At 61.8% G+C, this 22,559-nt stretch carries 19 protein-coding genes; 11 read left to right on the top strand and 8 right to left on the bottom strand.

The window, feature by feature from the left end; genetic code table 11:
* Positions 1-7: 7 nt before the first annotated feature.
* Positions 8-2,017, bottom strand: a complete 2,010-nt coding sequence (locus tag RAC79_RS12905) for an ABC transporter ATP-binding protein (protein WP_374997077.1) — start codon at positions 2,015-2,017, stop codon at positions 8-10.
* Positions 2,018-2,217: 200 nt separating this feature from the next.
* Positions 2,218-4,068 (bottom strand): ABC transporter ATP-binding protein, encoded by a 1,851-nt coding sequence (locus tag RAC79_RS12900; protein ID WP_174039531.1) that lies wholly within the window; start codon positions 4,066-4,068, stop codon positions 2,218-2,220.
* A 528-nt stretch (positions 4,069-4,596) separates the two neighbouring features.
* Between RAC79_RS12900 and RAC79_RS12895 the strand changes: the two genes are divergently transcribed.
* Together RAC79_RS12895 and RAC79_RS12890 are read left to right on the top strand one after the other, a co-directional pair.
* Positions 4,597-5,058, top strand: coding sequence for a tRNA (cytidine(34)-2'-O)-methyltransferase (locus RAC79_RS12895; protein ID WP_065655941.1), 462 nt, complete (start codon positions 4,597-4,599; stop codon positions 5,056-5,058).
* A gap of 172 nt (positions 5,059-5,230) precedes the next feature.
* Entirely contained in the window at positions 5,231-6,883 is a 1,653-nt protein-coding gene (locus tag RAC79_RS12890; protein ID WP_065655703.1) for a Na/Pi cotransporter family protein, read from the top strand.
* A 36-nt stretch (positions 6,884-6,919) separates the two neighbouring features.
* Here RAC79_RS12890 and RAC79_RS12885 read toward each other — a convergent pair whose 3' ends face one another.
* Positions 6,920-7,195 (bottom strand): hypothetical protein, encoded by a 276-nt coding sequence (locus tag RAC79_RS12885; RefSeq protein ID WP_003523094.1) that lies wholly within the window; start codon positions 7,193-7,195, stop codon positions 6,920-6,922.
* Positions 7,196-7,324: 129 nt separating this feature from the next.
* Between RAC79_RS12885 and hemF the strand changes: the two genes are divergently transcribed.
* From hemF to RAC79_RS12870, 3 genes are all read left to right on the top strand, one after another.
* The gene (gene hemF / locus RAC79_RS12880; protein WP_174039532.1) at positions 7,325-8,236 is read left to right on the top strand and encodes an oxygen-dependent coproporphyrinogen oxidase; all 912 of its coding nucleotides are present in this window, start codon (positions 7,325-7,327) and stop codon (positions 8,234-8,236) included.
* A 123-nt stretch (positions 8,237-8,359) separates the two neighbouring features.
* Positions 8,360-8,629, top strand: a complete 270-nt coding sequence (locus RAC79_RS12875) for a hypothetical protein (protein WP_125146632.1) — start codon at positions 8,360-8,362, stop codon at positions 8,627-8,629.
* Between the two features lie 228 nt (positions 8,630-8,857).
* A complete protein-coding gene (locus tag RAC79_RS12870; protein WP_003523091.1) occupies positions 8,858-9,043 on the top strand; it encodes a DUF1059 domain-containing protein in 186 nt (61 codons plus the stop codon).
* A gap of 24 nt (positions 9,044-9,067) precedes the next feature.
* Here RAC79_RS12870 and RAC79_RS12865 read toward each other — a convergent pair whose 3' ends face one another.
* Genes RAC79_RS12865 through RAC79_RS12855 form a run of 3 tightly spaced genes read right to left on the bottom strand, consistent with a single transcriptional unit; the run spans position 9,068 to position 11,579 of the window.
* A complete protein-coding gene (locus tag RAC79_RS12865; RefSeq protein WP_174039533.1) occupies positions 9,068-10,324 on the bottom strand; it encodes a CCA tRNA nucleotidyltransferase in 1,257 nt (418 codons plus the stop codon).
* Entirely contained in the window at positions 10,321-10,953 is a 633-nt protein-coding gene (locus RAC79_RS12860; protein ID WP_142845439.1) for a CoA pyrophosphatase, read from the bottom strand. Before RAC79_RS12860 ends, RAC79_RS12865 begins: the two co-directional genes overlap by 4 nt.
* A complete protein-coding gene (locus RAC79_RS12855) occupies positions 10,950-11,579 on the bottom strand; it encodes a DUF1285 domain-containing protein (protein WP_142845438.1) in 630 nt (209 codons plus the stop codon). Before RAC79_RS12855 ends, RAC79_RS12860 begins: the two co-directional genes overlap by 4 nt.
* A gap of 175 nt (positions 11,580-11,754) precedes the next feature.
* Here RAC79_RS12855 and RAC79_RS12850 point away from each other — a divergent pair, with 175 nt between their 5' ends.
* The 5 genes from RAC79_RS12850 (at position 11,755) to RAC79_RS12830 (ending at position 19,101) form a co-directional block, all read left to right on the top strand.
* Positions 11,755-12,765: a MoxR family ATPase gene (locus RAC79_RS12850; protein WP_065655696.1), complete on the top strand. Its 1,011-nt coding sequence runs from the start codon at positions 11,755-11,757 to the stop codon at positions 12,763-12,765.
* A 25-nt stretch (positions 12,766-12,790) separates the two neighbouring features.
* A complete protein-coding gene (locus RAC79_RS12845) occupies positions 12,791-13,705 on the top strand; it encodes a DUF58 domain-containing protein (protein WP_142845437.1) in 915 nt (304 codons plus the stop codon).
* Positions 13,702-16,512, top strand: a complete 2,811-nt coding sequence (locus RAC79_RS12840; protein WP_174039534.1) for a DUF4159 domain-containing protein — start codon at positions 13,702-13,704, stop codon at positions 16,510-16,512. The genes RAC79_RS12845 and RAC79_RS12840 overlap by 4 nt, the downstream gene beginning before the upstream one ends.
* Before the next feature lies 1 nt (position 16,513).
* On the top strand, positions 16,514-18,598 hold the full coding sequence (locus tag RAC79_RS12835; RefSeq protein ID WP_174039535.1) for a hypothetical protein: 2,085 nt from the start codon (positions 16,514-16,516) through the stop codon (positions 18,596-18,598).
* 89 nt (positions 18,599-18,687) lie between these two features.
* Positions 18,688-19,101, top strand: coding sequence for a GNAT family N-acetyltransferase (locus tag RAC79_RS12830; RefSeq protein ID WP_065655940.1), 414 nt, complete (start codon positions 18,688-18,690; stop codon positions 19,099-19,101).
* Here the strand turns inward: RAC79_RS12830 and RAC79_RS12825 are convergent.
* Complete coding sequence (locus tag RAC79_RS12825) at positions 19,098-20,051, bottom strand: LysR substrate-binding domain-containing protein (protein WP_142845435.1); 954 nt, start codon at positions 20,049-20,051, stop codon at positions 19,098-19,100. The genes RAC79_RS12830 and RAC79_RS12825 overlap by 4 nt on opposite strands.
* A gap of 86 nt (positions 20,052-20,137) precedes the next feature.
* Here RAC79_RS12825 and RAC79_RS12820 point away from each other — a divergent pair, with 86 nt between their 5' ends.
* Entirely contained in the window at positions 20,138-21,103 is a 966-nt protein-coding gene (locus RAC79_RS12820) for an MBL fold metallo-hydrolase (protein WP_174039536.1), read from the top strand.
* A gap of 59 nt (positions 21,104-21,162) precedes the next feature.
* On the opposite strand, the gene RAC79_RS12815 is transcribed toward RAC79_RS12820, so the two are convergent.
* Complete coding sequence (locus tag RAC79_RS12815) at positions 21,163-22,476, bottom strand: MFS transporter (RefSeq protein WP_142845433.1); 1,314 nt, start codon at positions 22,474-22,476, stop codon at positions 21,163-21,165.
* Positions 22,477-22,559: the final 83 nt, after the last annotated feature.

Below are 22,559 nucleotides of genomic sequence, written 5' to 3'. Positions count from 1 at the left end.
GAGGGCCTTATTGCGCCGCTTCGTCCGCGGCAAGAAAACCGCCCGACTGCCGCGCCCAGAGTTCCGAATAAAGTCCGCCCTGCATGACCAGATCGGAATGGCTGCCCTGTTCGACGATGCGCCCCTGATCCATCACGATCAGCCGGTCGAGAGCCGCGATGGTCGACAGGCGGTGGGCGATGGCCAGCACCGTCTTGCCCTGCATCAACTCATCCAGATTGCTCTGGATCGCCGCCTCCACCTCCGAATCGAGCGCCGACGTCGCCTCATCGAGCACGAGGATCGGTGCGTCCTTCAGCATCACGCGGGCGATTGCGATGCGCTGTCGCTGGCCGCCGGACAATTTCACGCCGCGTTCGCCCACATGTGCGTCGAACCCCTTGCGGCCGCGCTGATCCTCGAGCCTGGCGATGAAATCATCCGCCTTGGCTCGCCGCGTCGCCTCCTGCAATTGCGCTTCGGTCGCGTCTGTACGGCCGAACAGGATGTTGTCACGAATGGAGCGATGCAGCAGCGACGTATCCTGCGTGACCATGCCGATATGGGCGCGCAGCGATTCCTGCGTCACTCTGGCGATATCCTGCCCGTCGATCAGGATGCGGCCTTTTTCGACATCGTAAAAACGCAGGAGCAGATTGACGAGGGTGGATTTTCCCGCCCCGGAGCGTCCGACGATGCCTACCTTCTCGCCCGCCCTGATTTCGAGATTGAGATGGTCGATGACGCCGTTCGCGCGCCCGTAATGGAAGCTGACATTTTCGAAACGGATGCCCGGCTTCTTCACCTCCAGCACCGTCGCCTCCGGCGCATCGACTAGACCGATCGGCTGCGAAATCAGCTCGGCGGCATTCTGCACCGTGCCGAAATTGCGCATGATGCCGTTGAACTGCGTCATCAACCGGCCGAGCAGGAAGTTGAGACGCAGCACCAGCGCCAGCGTGAAGGCCACCGCACCGGAACTGATCTTGCCGGAAAGCCACAGATCGATGCAGAGCGCCGCCATGGAGGTGATCATCACGCCGGACAACAGCGCCATGGAGGCGCGCACGCCGGTGATGAACCGGGTGAATGTCATGGTCGCATGCTGGAAAATGTCGAAACCCTGCCGCATGTAGCGGTCATTGGCATCATCTCGCCCGAACAGCCGGAGCGTCTGAATATTGCTGTAGGCATCCACCATGCGGCCGGAGAGCATCGAGGCGGCTTCCGCCGTTTCCTTGGAATGGTAGCGGATACGCGGCACGAAATAGCGCGCCAGCAGCGAGAATATCCCCACCCAGACGACGACGACGACCGCAAGCCGCCAGTCGAGCCCGCCAATCAGGAACAGCATGGAAACGGAATAAATGCCGACGAACCACACGCTTTCCATCAGCGAGGTGACGAGATCGCCCGCCGCCTGCCCGCCCGACCAGACTTTGGTGACGATGCGGCCGGAAAAATCGTTCTGGAAGAAGGTCAGCGATTGCCGCGCAACATGCATGTAGGATTGCCAGCGCACCAGATTGTAAAAGCCGGGCGTGATGATCTGCTGATCCACCAGCGCCGTTACCATGGTGACGATAAAACGCACGACGCCGATCAGCACCAGCATGCCCACCAGCTCGCCGCCATGGGCCGCAAGCAGCCCCGCCCAGCCCTCTTCCGGCTTCACGGTAGAGAGAATATCCACCAGCCGCCCGACGAACCAGAACAGCGCCGCCTCGATGGCCGCCGTCAGCCCGCCCAGCACCAGCATGGCTAAAAACGGCGCCTTGGCCTGCGAGATGTAGAACCAGATAAAGGCGAACGTGCTTTCAGGCGGCCGCAAATCGTCCTTGCGGGCGAAGGGCTTTATCCAGTTCTCGAAAAACTCGAAGATGCGGGTAATAACCATGATCCGGATATAGGCGGATTCCCGGAGCGGGAACAGCCGCGAAGGCTTCGGGAAGAGATTATATTTCGGTAACATTCGTGGAATGAAGAAGGGCGGGGAATGTTCCCCGCCCTTAAATCGACCCAGCGATATTTTGCGCATCGGTTGCATCCTCACACCGTCACCCCGGACTTGATCCGGGGTCCAGCGCGATCAAGTCCTTGATCGCAAAAGACTCCTCTCACGGCGCGGACGCGCCGTGGCTGGATGCCGGATCTAGTCCGGTATGACGGAAGAGAGGTTGGCACACATATCATAGGCGAGAGGGCGGGAAACCATGCTTGCCGCCCTCTCGCTTTTCCTTACTCTGCGGCCACTTCCGCCTCATGGTCGGCGATGAAGCCGCCGGACTGGCGCCGCCACAGGTCGGCATAGATGCTGCCCATCGCCACCAGCTCCGCATGGCTGCCCGCCTCCACGATCCGGCCCTTGTCGAGAATGATAAGCCGGTCCATTTCGGTCAGTGTCGAAAGGCGGTGGGCAATCGCGATCACCGTCTTGCCTTCCATCAGCGAGAACAGGTTTTCCTGGATCGCCGCCTCGACTTCGGAGTCGAGCGCCGAAGTCGCCTCGTCCAGCACCAGGATCGGCGCGTTCTTGAGGAAGACGCGGGCGATAGCGATACGCTGGCGCTGGCCGCCGGAGAGCTTCACGCCGCGTTCGCCCACCTGCGCATCGAGGCCCTGACGGCCATGCATGTCGACAAGCGTTTCGATGAAGTCCCAGGCATTCGCCCGCTTCGCCGCCGCGATCACCTGCTCGTCCGTAGCTTCGGGATGACCATAAGCGATGTTGTCGCGGATCGAGCGATGCAGCAGCGAGGTATCCTGCGTCACGACGCCGATCAGCTCGCGCAGGCTGTCCTGGGACACCTTGGAGATGTCCTGCCCATCGATGGTGATCCTGCCCGCTTCCAGATCGTAGAAACGCAGAAGCAGGTTCATCAGCGTCGTCTTGCCCGCACCCGAGCGCCCGACCAGACCGACCTTTTCGCCCGGTTTTATGTCGAGCGTCAGCCCGTCGATCACGCCCTTGTTCTTGCCGTAGTGGAAACGGACATTGTCATAACGGATCGCGCCCTGCGGTGCGGCAAGCTCAGGCGCCTTCGGAACGTCGACGATGTCGTGCGGCTTCGTCATCATCGACATGCCGTCATAGACGGTGCCGATATTTTCGAACAGCGAGGTGACTTCCCACATGATCCACTGCGACATGCCGTTGACGCGCATGGCAAGGCTGATGGCGATGGCGACCGAACCGGCCGTGACCGAACCCTGCATCCAGAAATAAAGACCGAGCGCCGCCGTGGAAAACAGCACCAGGGCGTTGTTGAGGTCGATCAGGATGTTGAAGCCGGAAATCTTGCGCATCTGGCGGTGAACGGTTCCGAGAAACACATTCATGCCCTCACGCGCATATCTTTCCTCGCGCCCCGCATGGGAAAACAGCTTGATCGTCGAGATGTTGGTGTAACTGTCGACGATCCGGCCCGTCATCATCGAGCGTGCATCGGCCTGCTCCTGCGCCAGTCGGCCAAGCTTGGGCACGAAATAAGCGAGGATGGCCATATAGATACCGAGCCAGACCAGCAGCGGAATAACCAGCCGCCAGTCCGCCGCCGCGACCATGAACAGCATCGAGACGACGAAGCTGATCGCATAGACGAAGACGTCGATCACCTTCAGCGCCACTTCGCGGATCGCCAGCGCCGTCTGCATCACCTTGGTGGAAACGCGGCCGGCAAACTCGTTGGCGAAGAAGTTCATGGAATGGCGCAGCAGGAAACGGTGCATCTTCCAGCGCGCAATCATGCCGAAATTGCCGGCAAGCGTCTGGTGCATCGTCATGGTGTGGATCGCGCCCATCAGCGGCAAAACGAAGAGCACCAGCGCCGCCATGCCGATCAGATGCCAGCCCTCATCGGCAAAAAATGTCTCGCGATTGGCCGTGGACAGCCAGTCGACGATATTGCCAAGGAATTTGTAGAGCATGGCTTCCGCAATCGCGATGCCCATGGACATCAGGCCGAGCAGCAGGAGCCATGGCCATGCGGGCTTCACATAGTGCCACAGGAACGGCAAAAGCTTCTTTGGCGGCACGGAGGGCGCCGAAGAGGGAAAAGGATCGAGGCGTTTTTCAAACCAGCCAAACATAGGCCAAGCTCCGGCAATCAATCGCTCCATCGTGACACGGTGAGCGGACACAAATATGGCTCACGACGGAACGGAAAAGTCTTTGGATATGGCCGTGACAGCCACATGACGAATCGAAAAATGGGAAACGCGGGCGAACCGCGGAGTAACACCTAAGCCAGCAGCGGCACGACTGGGGCCGGGAGGCGGATGCGAATGTCATTTGGCATGAGAACCTCCCTTGGCTGGTGTTGAAGATATGGCCTTGTAGCGCAAAATTTAGTCAATGACCAGTCGGAAAGACACCGAATACGCGAGAAAACATGCAGGTGCCGCCCAAAGGCGAACGGGCGGAGATGACCCCGCGAGGTCTCCGCCCGTTAAACGACGCGCACGTCGCCCAATTCGGCCGCGGGTAGCCGCCCTGTGTGTCACGCGAATGAACATCCAGCCGGGAACGACGCCTCAAAGGGACTTTTCGCGGCATAGCTGTCGCCCGGCCCCTGCCCGTGATAATCGGACGGGCAGACCAACCGCAGTGAGACGTCCATGCCCGAAATAAGGATCGCCCTTTACCAGCCCGATATTCCCGGCAATACCGGCACCATCCTGCGGCTGGCCGCCTGTCTCGGCCTTGGCGTCGACATCATCGAGCCGGCCGGTTTCGATATTTCCGACCGCAATCTGAAACGGGCGGGCATGGATTATATCGCAGCGGCGGCGCTGACGCGCCATGTCAGCTGGGACCGTTTCGAGGAATGGCGGGCAACCACCGGCCGCCGTCTCGTTCTCGCCTCCACCAAAGCCGCCCTTCCCTATACGAAGATCGCCTACCGCACGGATGACATCCTGCTTTTCGGCCGCGAAAGTGCGGGCGTACCAGACCATGTGCATGAGAAGGCAGAGGTGCGAATCATCATCCCCATGGTGGCGGGACAGCGCTCCATCAACGTCGCCATGTCGGCGGCGATGATCGCTGGCGAGGCTTTGCGCCAGGTGGCATGGGCCTAGGCGTCATTTTTAACGCCAATTTTTCGGGCAAATACAAAATTTGACCGTTTTTACTTCAAAACTGTCGCAACCCGGCCTGTACCGAGGGCATTGAGGCTCCTATACTGATTAGCCGGACAATAAAAATCGTGCTCGCCGGAACCATCCGCCGGCGGGTGTGAGGAGACGTCGCATGCAATCCACCATTGTCATCGTCAACCTTCTCGGCGCAGTCGCGCTGCTGCTCTTCGGCCTTTCCCAGGTCAAGGATGGCGTCACCCGTGCCTTCGGCATGAAACTGCGAAGCGTGCTGGCCACCGGCACCCAGAACGGTCCGCGTTCCTTCTTTTCCGGCTTCTTCGCCACCGTCGCGCTGCAAAGTTCGACGGCGACGGCGCTCACCGTCGCCTCCTTTGCTGAACGAGACCTCATCAGGCCGCGCATGGCGCAGGTGGTGCTGCTCGGCGCCAATGTCGGCACCGCCGTTACCGCATGGATCGTGGCGGCCGGGGTGGAATGGCTGTCGCCTCTGCTGATCCTTGCTGGCATTATTTTGAAAAAGGGCAGTTCCAATGCCCGGCAGGGCGGCGGAACGGCGCTGATCGGCATCGGCCTCATGCTTCTGTCGCTGCATCTGTTGAGCGGCGCGACAGAACCGATGCGCGCCTCGCCGGCTCTCGGCGTCTTTATCGGCCTGCTTGACGGGGCATGGCCCGTCGCGCTGATCTTTTCCGCCGTGCTCGCCTTCGTTTCGTCTTCGAGCCTTGCCGTCGTGGTGCTCATCCTGTCGCTGGCCGCCACCGGCACGCTTTCCACCGGCCTCATCATCGTGCTCATTCTCGGCGCCAATCTCGGCGGCGCCATTCCGCCGGTCATCGCCACGCTTTCCGGCCCCGCCTCGGCGCGGCGCATCACCATGGGCAACCTTCTGGTGCGCACCATTGGCTGCCTCATCGCGCTGCCGCTTGCCTCCTATGGCGCGGAATTCCTGCAGCAGTTGCCGCTTTCGCCCGCAAAATTGCCGGTCGACGCCCATCTGATCTTCAACGTCATTCTGGCGGCGCTGGCCTGGCCCTTCTCCGGCCTCCTGTCCGACCTGATGGCAAGGCTGGTGCCGGGCGATCCGAAAGCCGAAGACGGTCCGAATTTCCTCGACCAGCAGGCGCTGGACATGCCGGTCGTGGCCCTTGCCAACGCCACCCGCGAAGTGCTGGGTGTCGGCGACAGCATCGAGCGCATGCTGATCCGCGCTGAAAACGCCTTCAAGCACAATGATCTCGCACCGCTTCAGGAGGTTTCCCTGCTCGAAAAGAAGGTCGACCGCCGCCAGCAGGAGGTGAAGGTCTATCTGTCGCAACTGGGACGCAAGGGGCTTTCCGACGAAGAAGCCCGCCGTTCGATCGCCATCATCGATTACGCGATCAACCTCGAACATATCGGCGATATCATCGAAAAAGGCATCTGCGAGCAGATCCGCAAGAAGGTGCTGAACAGCTTCAAGTTTTCCGACGACGGTTATGAGGAGCTGAAAACCCTGTTCGACATGACCATCGAGAACCTGCGCGCCGCCCAGAGCATTCTGGTAACCGGCGATTTCGAACTCGCCCGCCGGCTGATGGAAAGCAAGGTGGATATACGCCGGCTCGAAAAACAGTCCTCCAACCGCCATCTGGAGCGGCTGCGTGACGGGCTGGCTGAAAGCATGCAGACCAGTTCGCTGCATCTCGACATGCTGCGCGACCTCAAACGCATCAACGCCCATATCGTCACGGTGGCGCATCCCATACTGGATGAAAGCGGTGTGCTGATCGAAAGCCGACTGCGTTATGCCGAGCCCCGCGCCTGAAAGCATTTCGGGGGAAATGCGAAAACGCTCTAAACTTCAATCGGCCGAAGGAAGCCGCCGCATGGTGAATTCGATGCGGTCGCCTTCCAGTTGCCGCCAGCTTTCCACTTCCGTCCAGTAGGCCGCTTTCGGAAAGCTGTCGAACCATTCGCGCGCTTTGGCGCGGGCTTCCTCGCGTCCGAGACAGAAGGTCTGCCGCACGAACATGCCGTTGCGCGTCTTGTCGTCGCCCGAGCCTTCACGCGCCTTGCGGTGATTGGCGATCCTGCGCTTCAGCCCGTCGAGGGGCGGCGGTCCGGTAAATTTCGTCATGATATTCACCTCTGGCACCTACATCGATAAAGATAGTGCCCGCATGTGAACTTGGCGAGTCGAATTTGTGCGCGGGGCCTGCACCTGCTAGACGCGACAGGGAATCGACTTCACCTAAGGAGAATACGCATGGAACGGCCAATCTTGCCGAAGGGCTTGCCCGACGACATCGAGGACAAGAAGGCCCTTGCCCAAGCCTGGTTCCAGCATCTGCGCGACACCATCGTTAACTCCTTCGAGACCCTCGAAAACGACCTGACCGGCCCTCTTTCCGACCAGGAGCCCGGCCGTTTTGTCCAGAAAGACTGGCTGCGCGACGATGGCGAGGGCGGCGGCGGCAAGATGTCGATGATGGAAGGCCGCGTCTTCGAAAAGGTTGGCGTCCACACCTCCACCGTCTATGGCGAATTCTCACCGGAATTCCGCAAGCAGATACCGGGCGCGGAAGAAGACCCGCATTTCTGGGCGTCGGGCCTCTCGCTCATCGCCCATCCCGTCAACCCCAATGTGCCGGCGGTGCACATGAATACCCGCATGGTCGTCACCACCAGCCACTGGTTCGGCGGCGGCGCGGATCTGACGCCGGTGCTGGGGCGCAGACGGACGCAGGAAGACCCGGACAGCCAGCTTTTCCATCGTGCCTTCGAAATCACCTGCAACCGCCATCCGGTTGCCGATTATCCGCGCTACAAGACGTGGTGCGACGAGTATTTCTTCCTCAAGCACCGTAACGAAGCCCGCGGCATCGGCGGCATCTTTTTCGACTGGCTGCACCCGCAGGAGGAAAATGGCGGCTGGGACGCCAATTTCGCCTTCGTGCAGGATGTCGGCCGCGCCTTTAATCTGGTCTATCCGAAAATCGTCCGCGCCAATTTCAACCAGAACTGGACGGAAGAGGACCGCGACGAACAGCTCATCCGCCGCGGCCGCTATGTGGAATTCAACCTGCTTTACGATCGCGGCACGATCTTCGGCCTCAAGACCGGCGGCAACGTCGAATCGATTCTCTCCTCGCTGCCGCCGGTGGTGCGCTGGCCTTAAAAAACCTCACGCAAATTTGACGCTCATCAGCCAATTTGTCGCAAATAGCGCAAATTAGGACTTATGGAAAAATCAAGGCAATGATAGTCTCCTCCCCGCAGACGTACTGGAGGAGCTATCGTCATGATTACTTCGAACAGCATGCCTATCTCTGCTTCCCCCGAGGGAGCGCCACAATCCATCGATACCCCTGATTTGATCGACCGCCTGGCAGCGGAAATGCGCGCCACGGGTGATCGCGAACTGCCGCATTCCTTTTATGTCGAGCAGGTAAAACGCTCCCTTGCCGGACAAAAAACGGCACGGCGGGCGGCCAATGACGAAATGCCTCGTACAAAAATTCCGGCAGCCGGCACATCCTCTGTTTTTCAGTGCTGGGCGATGCCCGAATAGGGGCCTGAATAAGGTCGAAGGACGCCGCTCTGGAACATAAGCGGTGAACATTCGTTTCTTGTCGGAGGGACAGCAGGCAATCGAATTGCTGTCCCTCACTCTCGCACATTCTCCCTGTCGAAAATCGATTCCGCTTTTCGACAGGGAGAATGTGCAGACTCAAGATGTTAGAGCGTCCTTTATGCGTCCGAACGGACGCATGGCGCTCTAAAACAGGGAGGCAAGACCATGAGACTGTTTGAATGTGGAACGCTCGTGCCCGGCTGTGCCTGGCACACGCGCGCAGATGACGACGCCGAAGTTGTGCGTCGCACCGTGGAACATATGCGATCAGCACACGGCGAAACCGTCATCCGCGAGAACATGATCGAAAACATCAAATCCCGCATTCGCGACGAGGCAAATGCGGCCTGACCCGCAACGCCATCGTCGCTGACCTCAATTTTCCAGCATATCCTTCAGCCGGGCGGTTAACGCTGCCCGGTCGAGTGAGAAATTGACGTCGACCCACTTTTCCTCGAGGCTTTTCAGCACTTCGCCCACCTTCGGGCCCGCCTCGACGCCCGCGGCCATCACATCAGCGCCGCTCAGCGGAAAGCCCGGTTTGTGAAATTTTTCCGCCCGCGTCAGCAAAGTAGAAAGCCGCGCCACTTTCTGCATGGCCGTGTCGCCAGCCGAAAGATCGGCACGGGCCGAAGCAAGCGCCAGTTTCAGCCGCGTCTTCACGCCCTCGACGCCCTGACGATAAAGCAACCGGTCGAGCGCGGTCTCCTTCATCTCCGGGTCAGCCGCCGGCGCCGAAGCCCAATGCGCAAGATAAGCCGCTTCGGCCTTCGACAGCCGGAGACGCGCGGCAAGGGCGGCCAGCCTGTCCCTGTCCGGCGGCACGATGGCGGAAAGCCGCAGCATCGGGTCCACCGTCCAGCCGAGAGCCTGCTCCGTCGCCACCAGCCCGTGAATGGCATCGATGCCCCATTTTTCCGTTTCGGGAAGAATTTCCGCCAGAACGCCCGATTGCCGCATCCACAAAAGGGCGCGGGAAGGATCGCGGGCGGAAAGCAGCTTTTTCAGCTCGCTCCACACCCGCTCGGCTGAAAGCGTGCCCAGCTTGTCCTTGGCCCGCGCGCTTGCCCGCAAGCCGTCCGCATCCGGGCGGCCGGAACCATAATGGGCGAAAAAGCGGAAAAACCGGAGAATCCGTAGATAATCTTCCGAAATCCGCATCGCCGCATCGCCGATGAAACGCACAGTGCCGGTCTCGATATCGGGAAGACCATCGATAAGGTCGATAATCTCGCCCTTTTCGTCGGCATAGAGGGCATTGATGGTGAGGTCGCGTCGCTCGGCATCGGTCTGCCAGTCGGTGCCGAAGGCTACCTGTGCGTGGCGGCCATTGGTTTCGACATCGCGGCGCAACGTTGTCACCTCGAAACCTTCGCCATCGATCACCAGCGTTACCGTGCCGTGTTCGATGCCGGTCGGCACCGCCTTGATGCCTGCCGCCCTGGCCCGCGCAACAACCACGTCAGGGGTGAGCGTCGTCGCCATGTCGACATCGACCACCGGCAGGTCCATCAGCGCATTGCGCACCGCGCCGCCAACGATCCGCACCTCGCCGCCATCGGCATTCAGAAGCGTAAAGATGCGCTTCAGCGCCGGTTTTTCAAACCAGTCCCGCCCGGCAAGGCTGCTCATGAATAAAACCTCTCGTAAATCGTCCTGACGATGCCCGCCGTAATGCCCCAAATGTAGCGTTCGCCATAGGGCATTTCGTAGAAAAACCGCTCCTTCCCCTGAAAGATACGGCTGCCGCGCCCGTGGTTGGCCGGGTCCATCAGAAAGGACAGCGGCACCTCGAAAACCTCATCCACTTCCGTTGGATTGAGCGTCAGGTCGAAGCCGGGCCGAACGATGGACAGCACCGGCTTGATGCGGAAACCCGTCCCGGAAATATAATCCGGCAGACGCCCGACCGTTTCCACGAAAGACCTGGAAAGGCCGATTTCCTCTTCCGTCTCGCGCAGCGCCGCCTCTTCCGGCGTCCGGTCCTCGGCATCGATGCCGCCGCCTGGAAATGAAATCTGGCCGGAATGCTTGCGCAACGTCGAAGTGCGCTGAGTGAAGATCACCCGCGCATCGTTACCATCGTCAATGACAGGCACCAGCACGGCGGCGTCCTTCAGCTTGATGCCGTTCCCGGAAAGCACCACACCCGGATTGAGGACATGGTCGCCATTTTCACGCTCGGCCACGCCCTCACCTTCCTGCAGTACCCGGCGGCGGAAATCGGCGGCGGTAAAAGTCTTGAATGCCGTTGTCGTCATTGCGAAAGCCGTTCCAGTTCCTTGGCGGGCATCACCGGGAAAACGACCCCGCCTGAGCGCACGGCGAACATGTCGACGCCCTCCACTTTGATCACCTCGCCAAGTGCGACGAGGTCGTACATCACGGCTCGCGAGACGAGCGCTTCCAGCCTACCGCGCACCAGAAGATAGGGCTTCAATTCGCGGTTCTCACCGAAAACCTCGAATCGCAGCGGATGCTCCGGCCCCGCCTCCACCACATCGCCGACATTGGTGCGGAAGGTCAGCAGCGGCTCGCCATCATCCTCACCCGCCGTCAGCTTCATTTCCACGGCGACGAAAGGCGCGTCCACGACGCGGATGCCGACTTTTTCCACAGGAGTTACGAGGTAGGTTTTGCCATCCTCATCCTTGCGCAGAACGGTGGAAAACAGCCGCACCAGCGGCGCCCTGCCGATAGGGGTGCCGAGGTAGAACCAGGTGCCGTCGGCGCGGATTTCCATGTCGAGATCGCCGCAAAAAGGCGGATTCCAGCGCTCCACCGGGGCCGGCCCGCGTTTGGCGTCGCCGGTCTGTTCGGCGGCGCGGGAAATCATCGCCGCCAGCCCGGCCGCATCGCCCGCCGAATTTATCGTCTCCGCTGCCATATTCGAGTCTCGCTTTGCCGATAAGGAAATACTAAGTCACGACATAGTCATTCGAATGGCGCTTGTCAGCGGCCAAGAGAGCAATAAGCTATATGCAGCGCAAAATCCGTCCCGGCCGACTGCCAGCAAAACCGGGATGTGACTGTGACAGCGGCGAAGGTATGAGGAGAGCGACATGGGCGTGATGAATACCGGCGAAACCCTCGATGAAAAGGCCATCGTCGCCTCGGCCGAAAAGGCGCTTTCCGATATCGCGGCCATCCGCACGGAAGTCTCCAAGGTCATTTTCGGTCAGGAGAAAGTGGTACAGAACACGCTGCTCGCCATCCTTTCCGGCGGCCATGCGCTGCTGGTCGGCGTTCCCGGCCTTGCCAAGACCAAGCTCGTCACCACGCTCGGCACCGTGCTCGGCCTCGATGCCAACCGCATCCAGTTCACGCCGGACCTGATGCCGTCGGACATCCTCGGTTCCGAAGTCATGGATCAGGATGAAAACGGCCGCCGTTCCTTCCGTTTCATCAAGGGTCCGATTTTCGGCCAGCTGCTGATGGCCGATGAAATCAACCGCGCCAGCCCGCGCACGCAGTCCGCACTTTTGCAGGCCATGCAGGAATATCACATCACCATGGCCGGCCAGACCTATGAGCTGCCGAAGCCGTTCCACGTTCTCGCCACCCAGAACCCGCTGGAGCAGGAAGGCACCTATCCGCTGCCTGAAGCCCAGCTCGACCGCTTCCTGCTTCAGGTCGATGTCGGTTATCCCGAGCTTGCCGCAGAACGCCAGATCCTGCTCGACACCACGGGCACCGCCTCGGGCGAAGCGCGCGGCGTGATCGATGCCGGGCGCCTGATGGAAATCCAGGCCCTCATCCGCCAGATGCCGGTTAGCGACAAGGTGGTGGACGCAATCCTGTCGCTCGTCCGCTCCGCCCGCCCCGGCCATGGCAACAAATTGACCGACAAACACGTTGTCTGGGGTCCGGGCCCGCGTGCCGGTCAGTCGCTGATGCTGACGGCCCGTGCCCGTGCGCTTTACGAAGGCCGGCTCGCCCCGTCGCTGGACGATGTTCATGCGCTCGCCGAACCGGTGCTGGAACACCGCATGGCGCTGACCTTTGCGGCCCGCGCCGAAGGCATGTCGGTGCGCGATGTCATCGCAGCGCTCGTGGAGCAGGCGAAGAACTGAAAGCACGTTCGCGAAAGGACTGCATGTGGCATCCATCGGCCAGATCGTAGACAAGACGCCGGGTAGCGAAGTTCTGGCGCGCGCGCGCCAGCGCGCAGCCCTGGTGCCGGACTGCATGGTCGAGGCAAAGCGCATCGCCAACACCGTCACCGCCGGCTGGCACGGCCGCCGCAAACGCGGCATCGGTGAAAATTTCTGGCAGTTCCGCCCCTATGCCGAAGGCGAGAGCCTGTCGCGCATCGACTGGCGGCGCTCCGCCCGCGACGATCATACCTATGTGCGCGACCGGGAATGGGAAGCCGCCCACACCATCTGGCTCTGGGCCGACATGTCGCCGTCGATGATGTTCAAATCCACCCTCGGCTCCGTCTCCAAGGAAAGCCGGGCGCTGGTGCTGATGCTGGCGCTGGCGGAAATTCTCGCACGCTCGGGCGAGCGCATCGGCTGCCCCGGCATCATGGAGCCGGTTTCGGCCAGAAATGCCGCCGAACGGCTGGCCGCCGCCATCATGCATGCACCGCTGACAACGGGCATGCCGGAAACGGGCATGATCCGCGGCGCGAGCGACATCGTCCTCATCGGCGATTTTCTCGATGATGCCAAAGCCGTGATGGAGCGGATTTCGCCGCTCGCGCGGCGCGGCCTGCGCGGCCATGTGGTGGAAATCGCCGATCCGGCCGAAGAGACCTTCCCCTATTCCGGCCGCACCGAATTCACCGACCCGGAAACCGGCGAAAAACTGGTGTCCGGCCGTGCCGAAACCATTCGCGAGGATTACACCCGCGCCTATCTCGCAAGGCGCGAGGCGCTGTCCTCGTCGCTGCGCCGTCTCGGCTGGAACTTCGTGTTCCACCGCACCGATCATCTGGCCTCCGAGGCGCTTGTGGCCATGCACATGTATCTTTCCGGCGCGCCAGCACAGGGCGGTGGGCAAAGATGAGCGCATTGCCTTTCGTCTTCACCAGCCCCTATATCCTCCTCGGCCTCTTGGCGCTGCCCGCCATCTGGTGGCTGCTGCGGCTCACCCCGCCGCGCCCCAAGGCGGAAGTTTTTCCGCCGCTGAAGATATTGGCGACGGTGCTGAAACGCGAGGAAACGCCCTCGAAAAGTCCGTGGTGGCTGACCCTGCTGCGCATGGTGCTTGCCGCCGCCGTGATTTTCGCGTTGGCCGACCCGGTGGTGAACCCGCGCAACAACAGCATTGCCGGCAGCGGCCCGTTGGTGCTGGTGGTCGACAATAGCTGGGCCTCCGCGCCCGACTGGGAAAGGCGCGTGGCGACCGCTCAGGCGCTGATCGGCGATGCGGAACGGGCCGACCGCCCCGTCTCCATCAGCTTCACCGCCGATGCGGAACATGACGCCGTACCGGGAACGACGGCCGTTGCACTGGAAAAACTCGCCGCAGCAAAGCCGAAGCCGCTCGTTCCAGATCGTGTCCGCACGGCGGAAGCCATCACCGAGGCGCTGAACGGCACGGCTCCCGGCACGATCGCCTATATTGCCGATGGTGTTCAAACCGCACAGGATGAAAGCGCGATGAGAACGCTCGCCAGCCTCTCCCCCGCCGAATTCCGCATCGTGAAGGGCGACGGCAAGGCGATCGCCGCCATTACCGGCGCCACCAACAATGCCGATGCCATGAGCGTCACACTGTCACGGCTCGATACCGCCGAAGCCGCCCGGATAACCGTCAACGCGCAGGACAGCCAGGGCCGCATCCTCGCCAACGGCGTCGCAAGCTTCGCGCCCGGCGCGGCCGAAACCACGGCAACGGTGGAAGCACCCTTCGAGCTGCGCAACGATTTCGCCCGACTATCGCTCGAAGGCGTGTCGACGGCGGGTGCGGTGCATCTTCTCGACGACGGCTTCCGCCGCCGCCGCGTGGCGCTGCTGGCCGGCGAAACCGGCAATGATTTCCAGCCGCTGCTGCAGCCGCTTTATTATATCAGCCGCGCGCTCCAGCCATTTGCCGATCTCATCTCGCAGCGGCAGGCCGATCTGGCGCAGGCAATCCCGGAAATCCTGCAATCCAATCCTTCGGTCATCGTCATGGCCGATATCGGCCGTCTGCCGCAGGAAACCTATGAGCCGATGCAGAAATGGCTTGCGGGTGGTGGCACGTTGATCCGCTTCGCCGGGCCGCGCCTTGCCGCAGCCCCGGCCGACGATCCGCTCGTGCCCGTAACACTCAGACAGGGCGAACGCGCGCTTGGCGGCGCGCTCTCCTGGGCCGAGCCGCAGCCGCTTGCCGATTTCCCGAATTTCGGCGCCTTTGCCGGCATGCCGAAGGCCGACGGTGTCCTCGTCAAGCGGCAGGTTCTGGCCGAACCGACACCGGATCTGGCTGAACGCACCTGGGCAAGCCTTGCCGATGGCACGCCGCTCGTCACCACCCGAAATGTCGAGGCTGGCCGTATCGTGCTGTTCCATGTCAGCGCGGAAGCAAGCTGGTCTGACCTGCCGATCTCTGGCCATTTCGTCGATATGCTGCGCCGTATCGTTCAATTGTCGAAGGCAGGCGGCGCTTCCGCCAACGCCAATGCCCCGGCCGCGGCCCTTCCGCCCTTCCGGCTGCTGACGGCGGAAGGCGCGCTTTCAGCCGAAATCGGCACTGCCCGGCCGCTGGAAATGCGCGCCGGCCAGCCGCCGCGCACCGGTTTCGACAATCCCCCCGGCCTCTATGGCACAGAGGATGGTTTCGTGGCTCTCAATCTCTTACCCGCAGGTGCCACACTTCGCCCGCTCGACACCTCCGCCGCCGGTGTCAGCACCACCAGCGAAGCCCTGATCGGAGAAACGGCGAAATCGCTGCGCCCTGCACTCTTCATCGCCGCCTTCCTGATGTTGATTGCCGATAGCCTGATCGTGCTCTTCATGAACGGTGCCTTCGCACGCCTGCCGAAAGCCCGCAGCGCCACCGCCGCCACCGTGCTTCTGGCGCTCGGCGCCTTTGCCGCCATGTCGCCAACCGATGCCCGCGCCGACGATCCGAAACCCGGCGACGCGCAGATTTTCGAGCGGCTGGACACCACCCATCTCGCTTATGTCCGCACCGGCGAAGACGATGTCGACCGCATTTCAGAACAGGGCCTGCAGGGTTTGAGCGAATTCCTGACCTGGCGCACGACACTAGAGCCCGGACAGCCTGTCGGCCTCGATATTTCCAAGGACGAATTGTCCTTCTATCCGATCATCTACTGGCCTGTTTCGGCCTCCGCGCCGATGCCGTCCAGCGCCGCCATCTCGCGCATCGATGCGTATATGCGTGCCGGTGGCACCGTTCTGTTCGATACGCGTGACCAGTTCTCTTCGCTCGATACCGGCGCGACCAGCCCTAACGGCGAGCGTTTGCAGGCGATCCTCGCCAATATCGATATTCCGCCGCTGGAGCCCGTGCCGGAAGACCACGTTCTGACGCGCTCCTTCTACCTGCTCACCAATTTCCCCGGCCGTTACAACGGCTCCCCGCTCTGGGTGGAATCACGGCAGGGTGCCGCCAAGACCACCTCCGGCCTTTCCTCCTCCGGTGATGGCGTGACGCCGATCATGATAACCGGCAATGATTTCGCCGGCGCATGGGCCGTCGATCCGCAGGGCGCACCGGTTCTGCCCACCGTGCCGCCGGACGAGATGCAGCGCGAGCATGCCTTCCGCTCCGGCGTCAACATCATGATGTATATGCTGACCGGCAACTACAAGGCCGATCAGGTCCACGTTCCCGCACTTCTCGAACGGTTGGGGCAGTGACATGACATTGACCTTCGCTCCCTTCCTGCCGTGGATCGTGATCGCCGTTCTGGCCGTCGCCGCCCTTGCCCTCTCCTTCATAGGCCTGTGGCGCGGCGTGCGCGGCGCATGGCTGCGCGGACTGGCGCTCGCTGCCCTGCTTGCGGCCATCGCCAATCCGCTTTTGACGCAGGAGGAGCGCGAGCCGCTCTCCACCATCGTGCCCGTCATCGTCGACCGTTCGCAGAGCCAGGACGTGCAGGACCGGCCGCAGATGACGGACACGGCGCTGAATGCGCTGAAAGACCGGCTCTCCCGCTTCCCGCGCATCGAGCCGCGCATCGTGGAGGTGCGCGATGATGGCGAAAGCGATTCACCCTCGACGCAGCTTTTCTCCGCCTTGTCCTCTGCCGTTTCTGATGTCTCGCCTTCCCGCGTCGGGGGCGCGATCTTCCTCAGCGACGGCCAGATTCATGATATCCCCAATGCCCTGCCCAACGCCGAACAGGCGCTCGGCTTTCGCGCACCCGTGCATGGGCTGATCACCGGCAAGGCCGATGAGTTCGACCGCCGTATCGAAATCATCCGCGCCCCGCGCTTCGGCATCGTCAACGAGGAACAGCAACTGACGCTGCGCGTCTTCGATGATGGACGTCCGGCAGGCGGCGGTGCGGCGGAAGTGACGGTGAAGATGAATGGCGAAGAAATCGCCACGCTGCAGGCGACACCCGGCCAGCCGACGCCGTTCAATTTCAAGGTTCCGCGCGGCGGCAACAATGTCATGGAATTTTCCGTCGCCGAGCTTCCCGGCGAAGTGACGGCTGCCAATAACCGCGCCGTTCACCTGATCGAAGGCATTCGCCAGAACCTGCGCGTGCTGCTCGTCTCCGGTGAACCCCATGCCGGCGAACGGGCGTGGCGTAACCTCCTGAAATCCGACGCCTCGGTCGATCTGGTACATTTCACCATTCTGCGCCCGCCGGAAAAACAGGATGGCACGCCGATCAACGAACTCTCGCTGATCGCCTTCCCGACCCGAGAATTGTTCGTCGAAAAGATCGAGGATTTCGACCTCATCATCTTCGACCGCTATCAGCATCGCGGCGTGCTGCCGATCCTCTATTACGATTACATCGCCCAATATGTCGAAAAGGGCGGCGCGCTCTTGATCGCCGCCGGGCCGGAACATGCCGGTCAGGATTCGATCGCCATGACGCCGCTCGCCTCCGTGCTGCCGGCGCAGCCGACGGGTCAGGTGCATCAGGCCGCCTTTTATCCGCGCCTTTCGGAAGCGGGCAAGAAACACCCCGTCACCCGCGGGCTGGAAGGTTCGGGCAACGAGCCGCCGCAATGGGGCCGCTGGTTCCGCACCATCAGCGTCGACCCGCCGCAGGGCCAGACCGTGATGCTGGGCGACGGGCAGGACCCGCTTCTGGTGCTCAACCGTCAGGGCGAAGGCCGTGTCGCCATGCTGCTGTCGGATCAAGGCTGGCTGTGGGCGCGCGGTTTCGAAGGCGGCGGCCCACATGTGGCGCTTTACCGCCGCATCGCCCACTGGCTGATGAAGGAACCCGAGCTTGAGGAAGAGGCGCTGACGGCGCGCGCCAATGGCCGCACCCTGCAGATCACCCGCCAGACCATCGGCGACGATCCCGGTCAGGCCAGCGTGCGTTTCCCTTCCGGCAAGACGGAAAACATGGCCTTCACCAGCACGGAGCCTGGTCTTTACAGGATCGAGCGCCGCATGGACGAAACCGGGCTGTTCGAGATCAAAAACGGCGATTTCACCACCCTCGTCCATGTCGGCGCGGTGGATGCGCCGGAATTCAAGGCGATGATCTCGACCACCGAAACGCTGAAGCCGCTGGCCGATGCCACCAAGGGCAGCGTGCACCGTGTCGCCGACAATTCCGGCCGTATCGCGCTGCCCGATATATTGCCCGTGCGCGGAGATATCAGGGTTGCCGATGAGGATCGCATGCTGATACGCATGACCGACGAGACGGTGCTGAAAGGCGTCAACACCCTGCCGCTCTTTGCCGGTTTTGCCGGGCTTGCCGCCCTGCTGCTCGCCTTCTCCGCGCTGTGGTGGCGTGAGGGCCGGTAAGGGCGTTTCCAGCGAAGAGCTTAAGGCGCTTCAAGTCTCGGAACGGAAAACGGGAAACGGCCGCCGCCCGGCGGCCCGGGAAGATGAACATGAATTTCGTTTTGAGCGACGTCGCGGATGCAGAGGCCGAAAAGGCCATTCGCGATCCGCTGGTGGCCTATAATCTCGCCCGTTTCGGCGAAAGCGACAAACGCGAACTCAACATCACCATCCGCGATGACGACAATACCGTCACCGGCGGTCTGGTGGGCCACACCGCTCGCGGCTGGCTTTACGTGCAGCTTCTTTTCGTGCCGGAGGCCATGCGCGGTCAGGGCACAGGCCCGAAGCTGCTTGCCATGGCGGAGGAAGAAGCCAGAAAACGCGGCTGCATGGGCGCCTATATCGACACGATGAACCCGGATGCCCTGAGAACCTATGAGCGCTACGGTTTCACGAAGATAGGCTCGCTTGGCCCCCTTTCCAGCGGCCAGTCGATCACCTGGCTGGAGAAGCGGTTCTAGGCCGCAATCCCCGATACCCCACCGTCGACCGTTCGGCCCATGGCCTCACGGATTTGCTGGCGAAGCCATACGGCTCCGGCATCCGCGTCAGTTTGCAATGTCCAGACCATGGCGACGGGCGGGAAACTCAGCGTCACCGGCACCGGGCTTATTTCCAGCCCCAGCATTGGCGCATAACGCAGCGCGATGCGCGAGGACACGGTCGCCAGCACCGCCGAGGATCGCGCCGTTGCCAGCACCGAGAGGAAATCCGGCGCGGCCGCAACGACATCGATTTCCAAGCCGCTCAGTTCCAGCGCATCCTTGATGCAGCCATGCAGGCTGTCCGTCTGCGATATGACCGCGTGTTTCGCCTCCATATAGGCGTCCAGTCCGACGGGATTGGGCAGATCGAGCAAAGCCGGGTTGAAACAGCAGAGCACGCTGGAGGAATAAAGCGGCTCGCAATGGTGGCGCTGCTCTTTCGAGTAGGTGCATCCGACCGCCATGTCGATCACACCCGTATCCAGCATCGCGGTAATTTCCTGCTCCTGCCCGCTGCGGGCCAGAATGCGAATACCGGGCGCGATCTCCCGCAGTCGCGCCGTCAGATCCGGCAAAAGCAACAGCTCCACCTCGCTCGACATGCCCAGCCGGAATGTGCGGCGCTCCGTCGCCGGATCGAACACATCCGCCGTCAAAACCGCCGCCTGCGCCTGCCTGAGCGCCTGCCGCACCGGGCCGGCCAGATGGAGCGCCCGCGCCGTCGGCTTCATCTCCTGCCCCACGCGGATGAAAAGCTCATCCTGAAACAGGGTCCGCAAAGTCGAGATATTATGGCTCATGGCCGGCTGCTGGATTTTCAGCCGCCGCGCAGCACGCGTCACGTTCATTTCCTCCATCATCGCATCGAAAGCGATGAGAAGATTGAGGTCGAAGGAACGGAGATTGAAATGATCGATAGTTTGCATAAGTCACATCGATTTGATTGCTGACGTCCCTACACTTAGCTGGAGTGCGGAAAGTTTCAAGACGTTCCCTAACTCAGGAGCCTTTAATGCCATCACGTCGCTCACTTCTCAAAGGCGCCGCCAGCGCCATCTTTGCAGCCCCTTTCATTGCGCCCTCCCTCGCCTTTGCCAAAGCGCCGCTCGCTGCCACACAGGCAACCGGCTTCTACAGGCTGATGGTCGGCAAGGTGGAAGTCACCGCGCTGTCGGATGGCGTCGTCGCGCTGCCGCTTGCAAAACTTTACAGCAACACGACACCGGAACACGCATCCAAGGTTTTGCAGAAAGCCTTCCTGCCGGACGAGACGCCGACCTCCGTGAATGCGTTTCTGGTCAATACCGGCGACAGGCTGGTGCTGATCGATGCCGGCACCGGCACCTATCTTGGCGCGAGCCTTGGCAAGCTTGTCGCCAATATCGAAGCTTCGGGCTACAAGGCCAGTGAGATTGACGACGTCATCCTCACACACATCCACACCGACCATTCCGGCGGACTGTCGGCGAATGGCAAACGCGTTTTTGCCAACGCGACCCTGCACGTCAACAAGCGCGAAGCCGCTTTCTGGCTGGATGAGGCAAAGGCGAAGGCAGCGCCCGAAGCGATGAAAAAATATTATGCCGAAGCGAGAGAGAGCATCCAGCCCTATATCGATGCCGGCAAATTTGAGAGCTTTACCGACAACGCCGCGCCGGTTCCCGGTCTTGGGTCGATCCTCTATGCCGGCCACACACCAGGCCACAGCGCCGTCGTTCTGGAAAGCGAAGGCCAGAAAATCGTCTTCTGGGGCGATATCACCCATGGCGATATCCTCCAGTTCGATGAGCCTGACGTGGCAATCGAATTCGACGTCGACCAGAAGGCCGCCGTCGTGGCGCGTGATTTGGCATTCAAACAGGCGGTAGAGGGCAAATATCTGGTGGCCGGCGCGCATATCGCCTTCCCCGGCATCGGCCATGTGCGCACCGACAGCACCAATTACGATTGGCTGCCGGTCAACTACACGGCGCTGTAAGGTGCAAAACAGTGCGGCCTGATCCTCAACGGGTCAGGCCATTGCGCGGAAACGACGCGTCAGGTCAGCGCCACCTGCCGGGTTTCCGCATTGATCATCGTCGCCGCAATGGCGGCAAGAACCAGCAGCCCGGCAAAAATGCCGATTGCGACGCCAAAACCCTGCGCAATCGCATAACCGAGAAGAGACGGCGCTAGCAGGCCGCCAAGCCGTGCCATGGCGCCCGCTGCTCCCATGCCGGTTGCGCGCGATTCGGTCGGATAAAGCTCCGGCGTAAAGGCATAGAGCGCGCCCCAAGTGCCGAGAAGGGCAAAACTCATTATCAGCAGTGAAGCCGCAATCATGACGCCCCCGGCCGCGAGCGTGAACAGCAGGCAACCGAGCGCAGACAGCAGGCAGAAGCCGATCAGCGTCGGCTTGCGGCCCCATTTTTCAACGCCATAGGCGGCAAGCGCATAACCCGGGATCTGCGCCAATGCCACCAGCACCAGAAACCCGTAACCGCGCACGAAACCGAACCCGTCTCCGGCCAGTTTCGCCGGCATCCAGGTGAAGACGCCGTAATAGGAAACGGAAACGAGGAACCAGATGGCGAGGATCATGATGCTGCGCTGCCGGAGCGCCGGCGAAAATATCCCCTGCCCTTTGCCAACGTCAGGCTGGAAAAGCCCGGTCCCGGCATCGAGCGGCGGGCGCCCATTCGTCACCAGCATGCGGTTGACGACGGCCTTGGCCTCCTCCAACCGCCCGCTGCGCAGCAGGTAAAGCGGCGATTCCGGCACCAGAAAACGAAGGCCAAGGCCGAGAAGCGCCGGAAAAGCCGTCACCGCGAATATATACCGCCACGAATCTGCGACGCCGGCAAGGCTGGCGCCCCAGGCCGCCAGCGCCACGATCAGCGTGCCGACAGCCCAGAAACCCTCCAGAAAGACCAGCCAGCGGCCGCGATTCTTGGCGGGCAGGAATTCGGCCATCATCGCATAATCCACCGGCAGCGTGCCGCCCACGGCAGCACCGGTGAGAAAGCGCAGAACGAGCAGAATAGTGAAATCAGGCGCGAATACCGAAAGCACACCGAACAGCGCATCGCAGGCCACGGTGACGATCAGCACGCGGCGACGCCCGTAACGATCCGCCAGCCGCCCGAAACCGGCAGCACCCAGCAGCATGCCGAAAAAGAACGCCGTGCCAGTCTGCAACGCCTGCGGCACCGTCAGCCCGAAGGTTGCGGCAATCGAGGCGGCGGTGAAGCCAACCGCAAGAACCTGCATGGCATCCGCCGCCCAGACAAGGCCAAATATGCCCATCAGACGCCGTTGATAGGCGCCTGCGCCCGCGCGCTCCAGCGCATCATTCATGGTGATTGCCGTCATGTCCGCCCCCTTGCAGAAATCGACTTTCCCTAGCTATCGCATGGGGGAAGGAAACGGAATTGAATTCTGTGGAGGGAGACGCG

Source organism: Agrobacterium sp. LR_9 (assembly GCF_041954855.1).
Taxonomy (GTDB): Bacteria; Pseudomonadota; Alphaproteobacteria; order Rhizobiales; family Rhizobiaceae; genus Agrobacterium; species Agrobacterium leguminum.
This window is presented reverse-complemented; position numbering and strand designations above follow the sequence as displayed.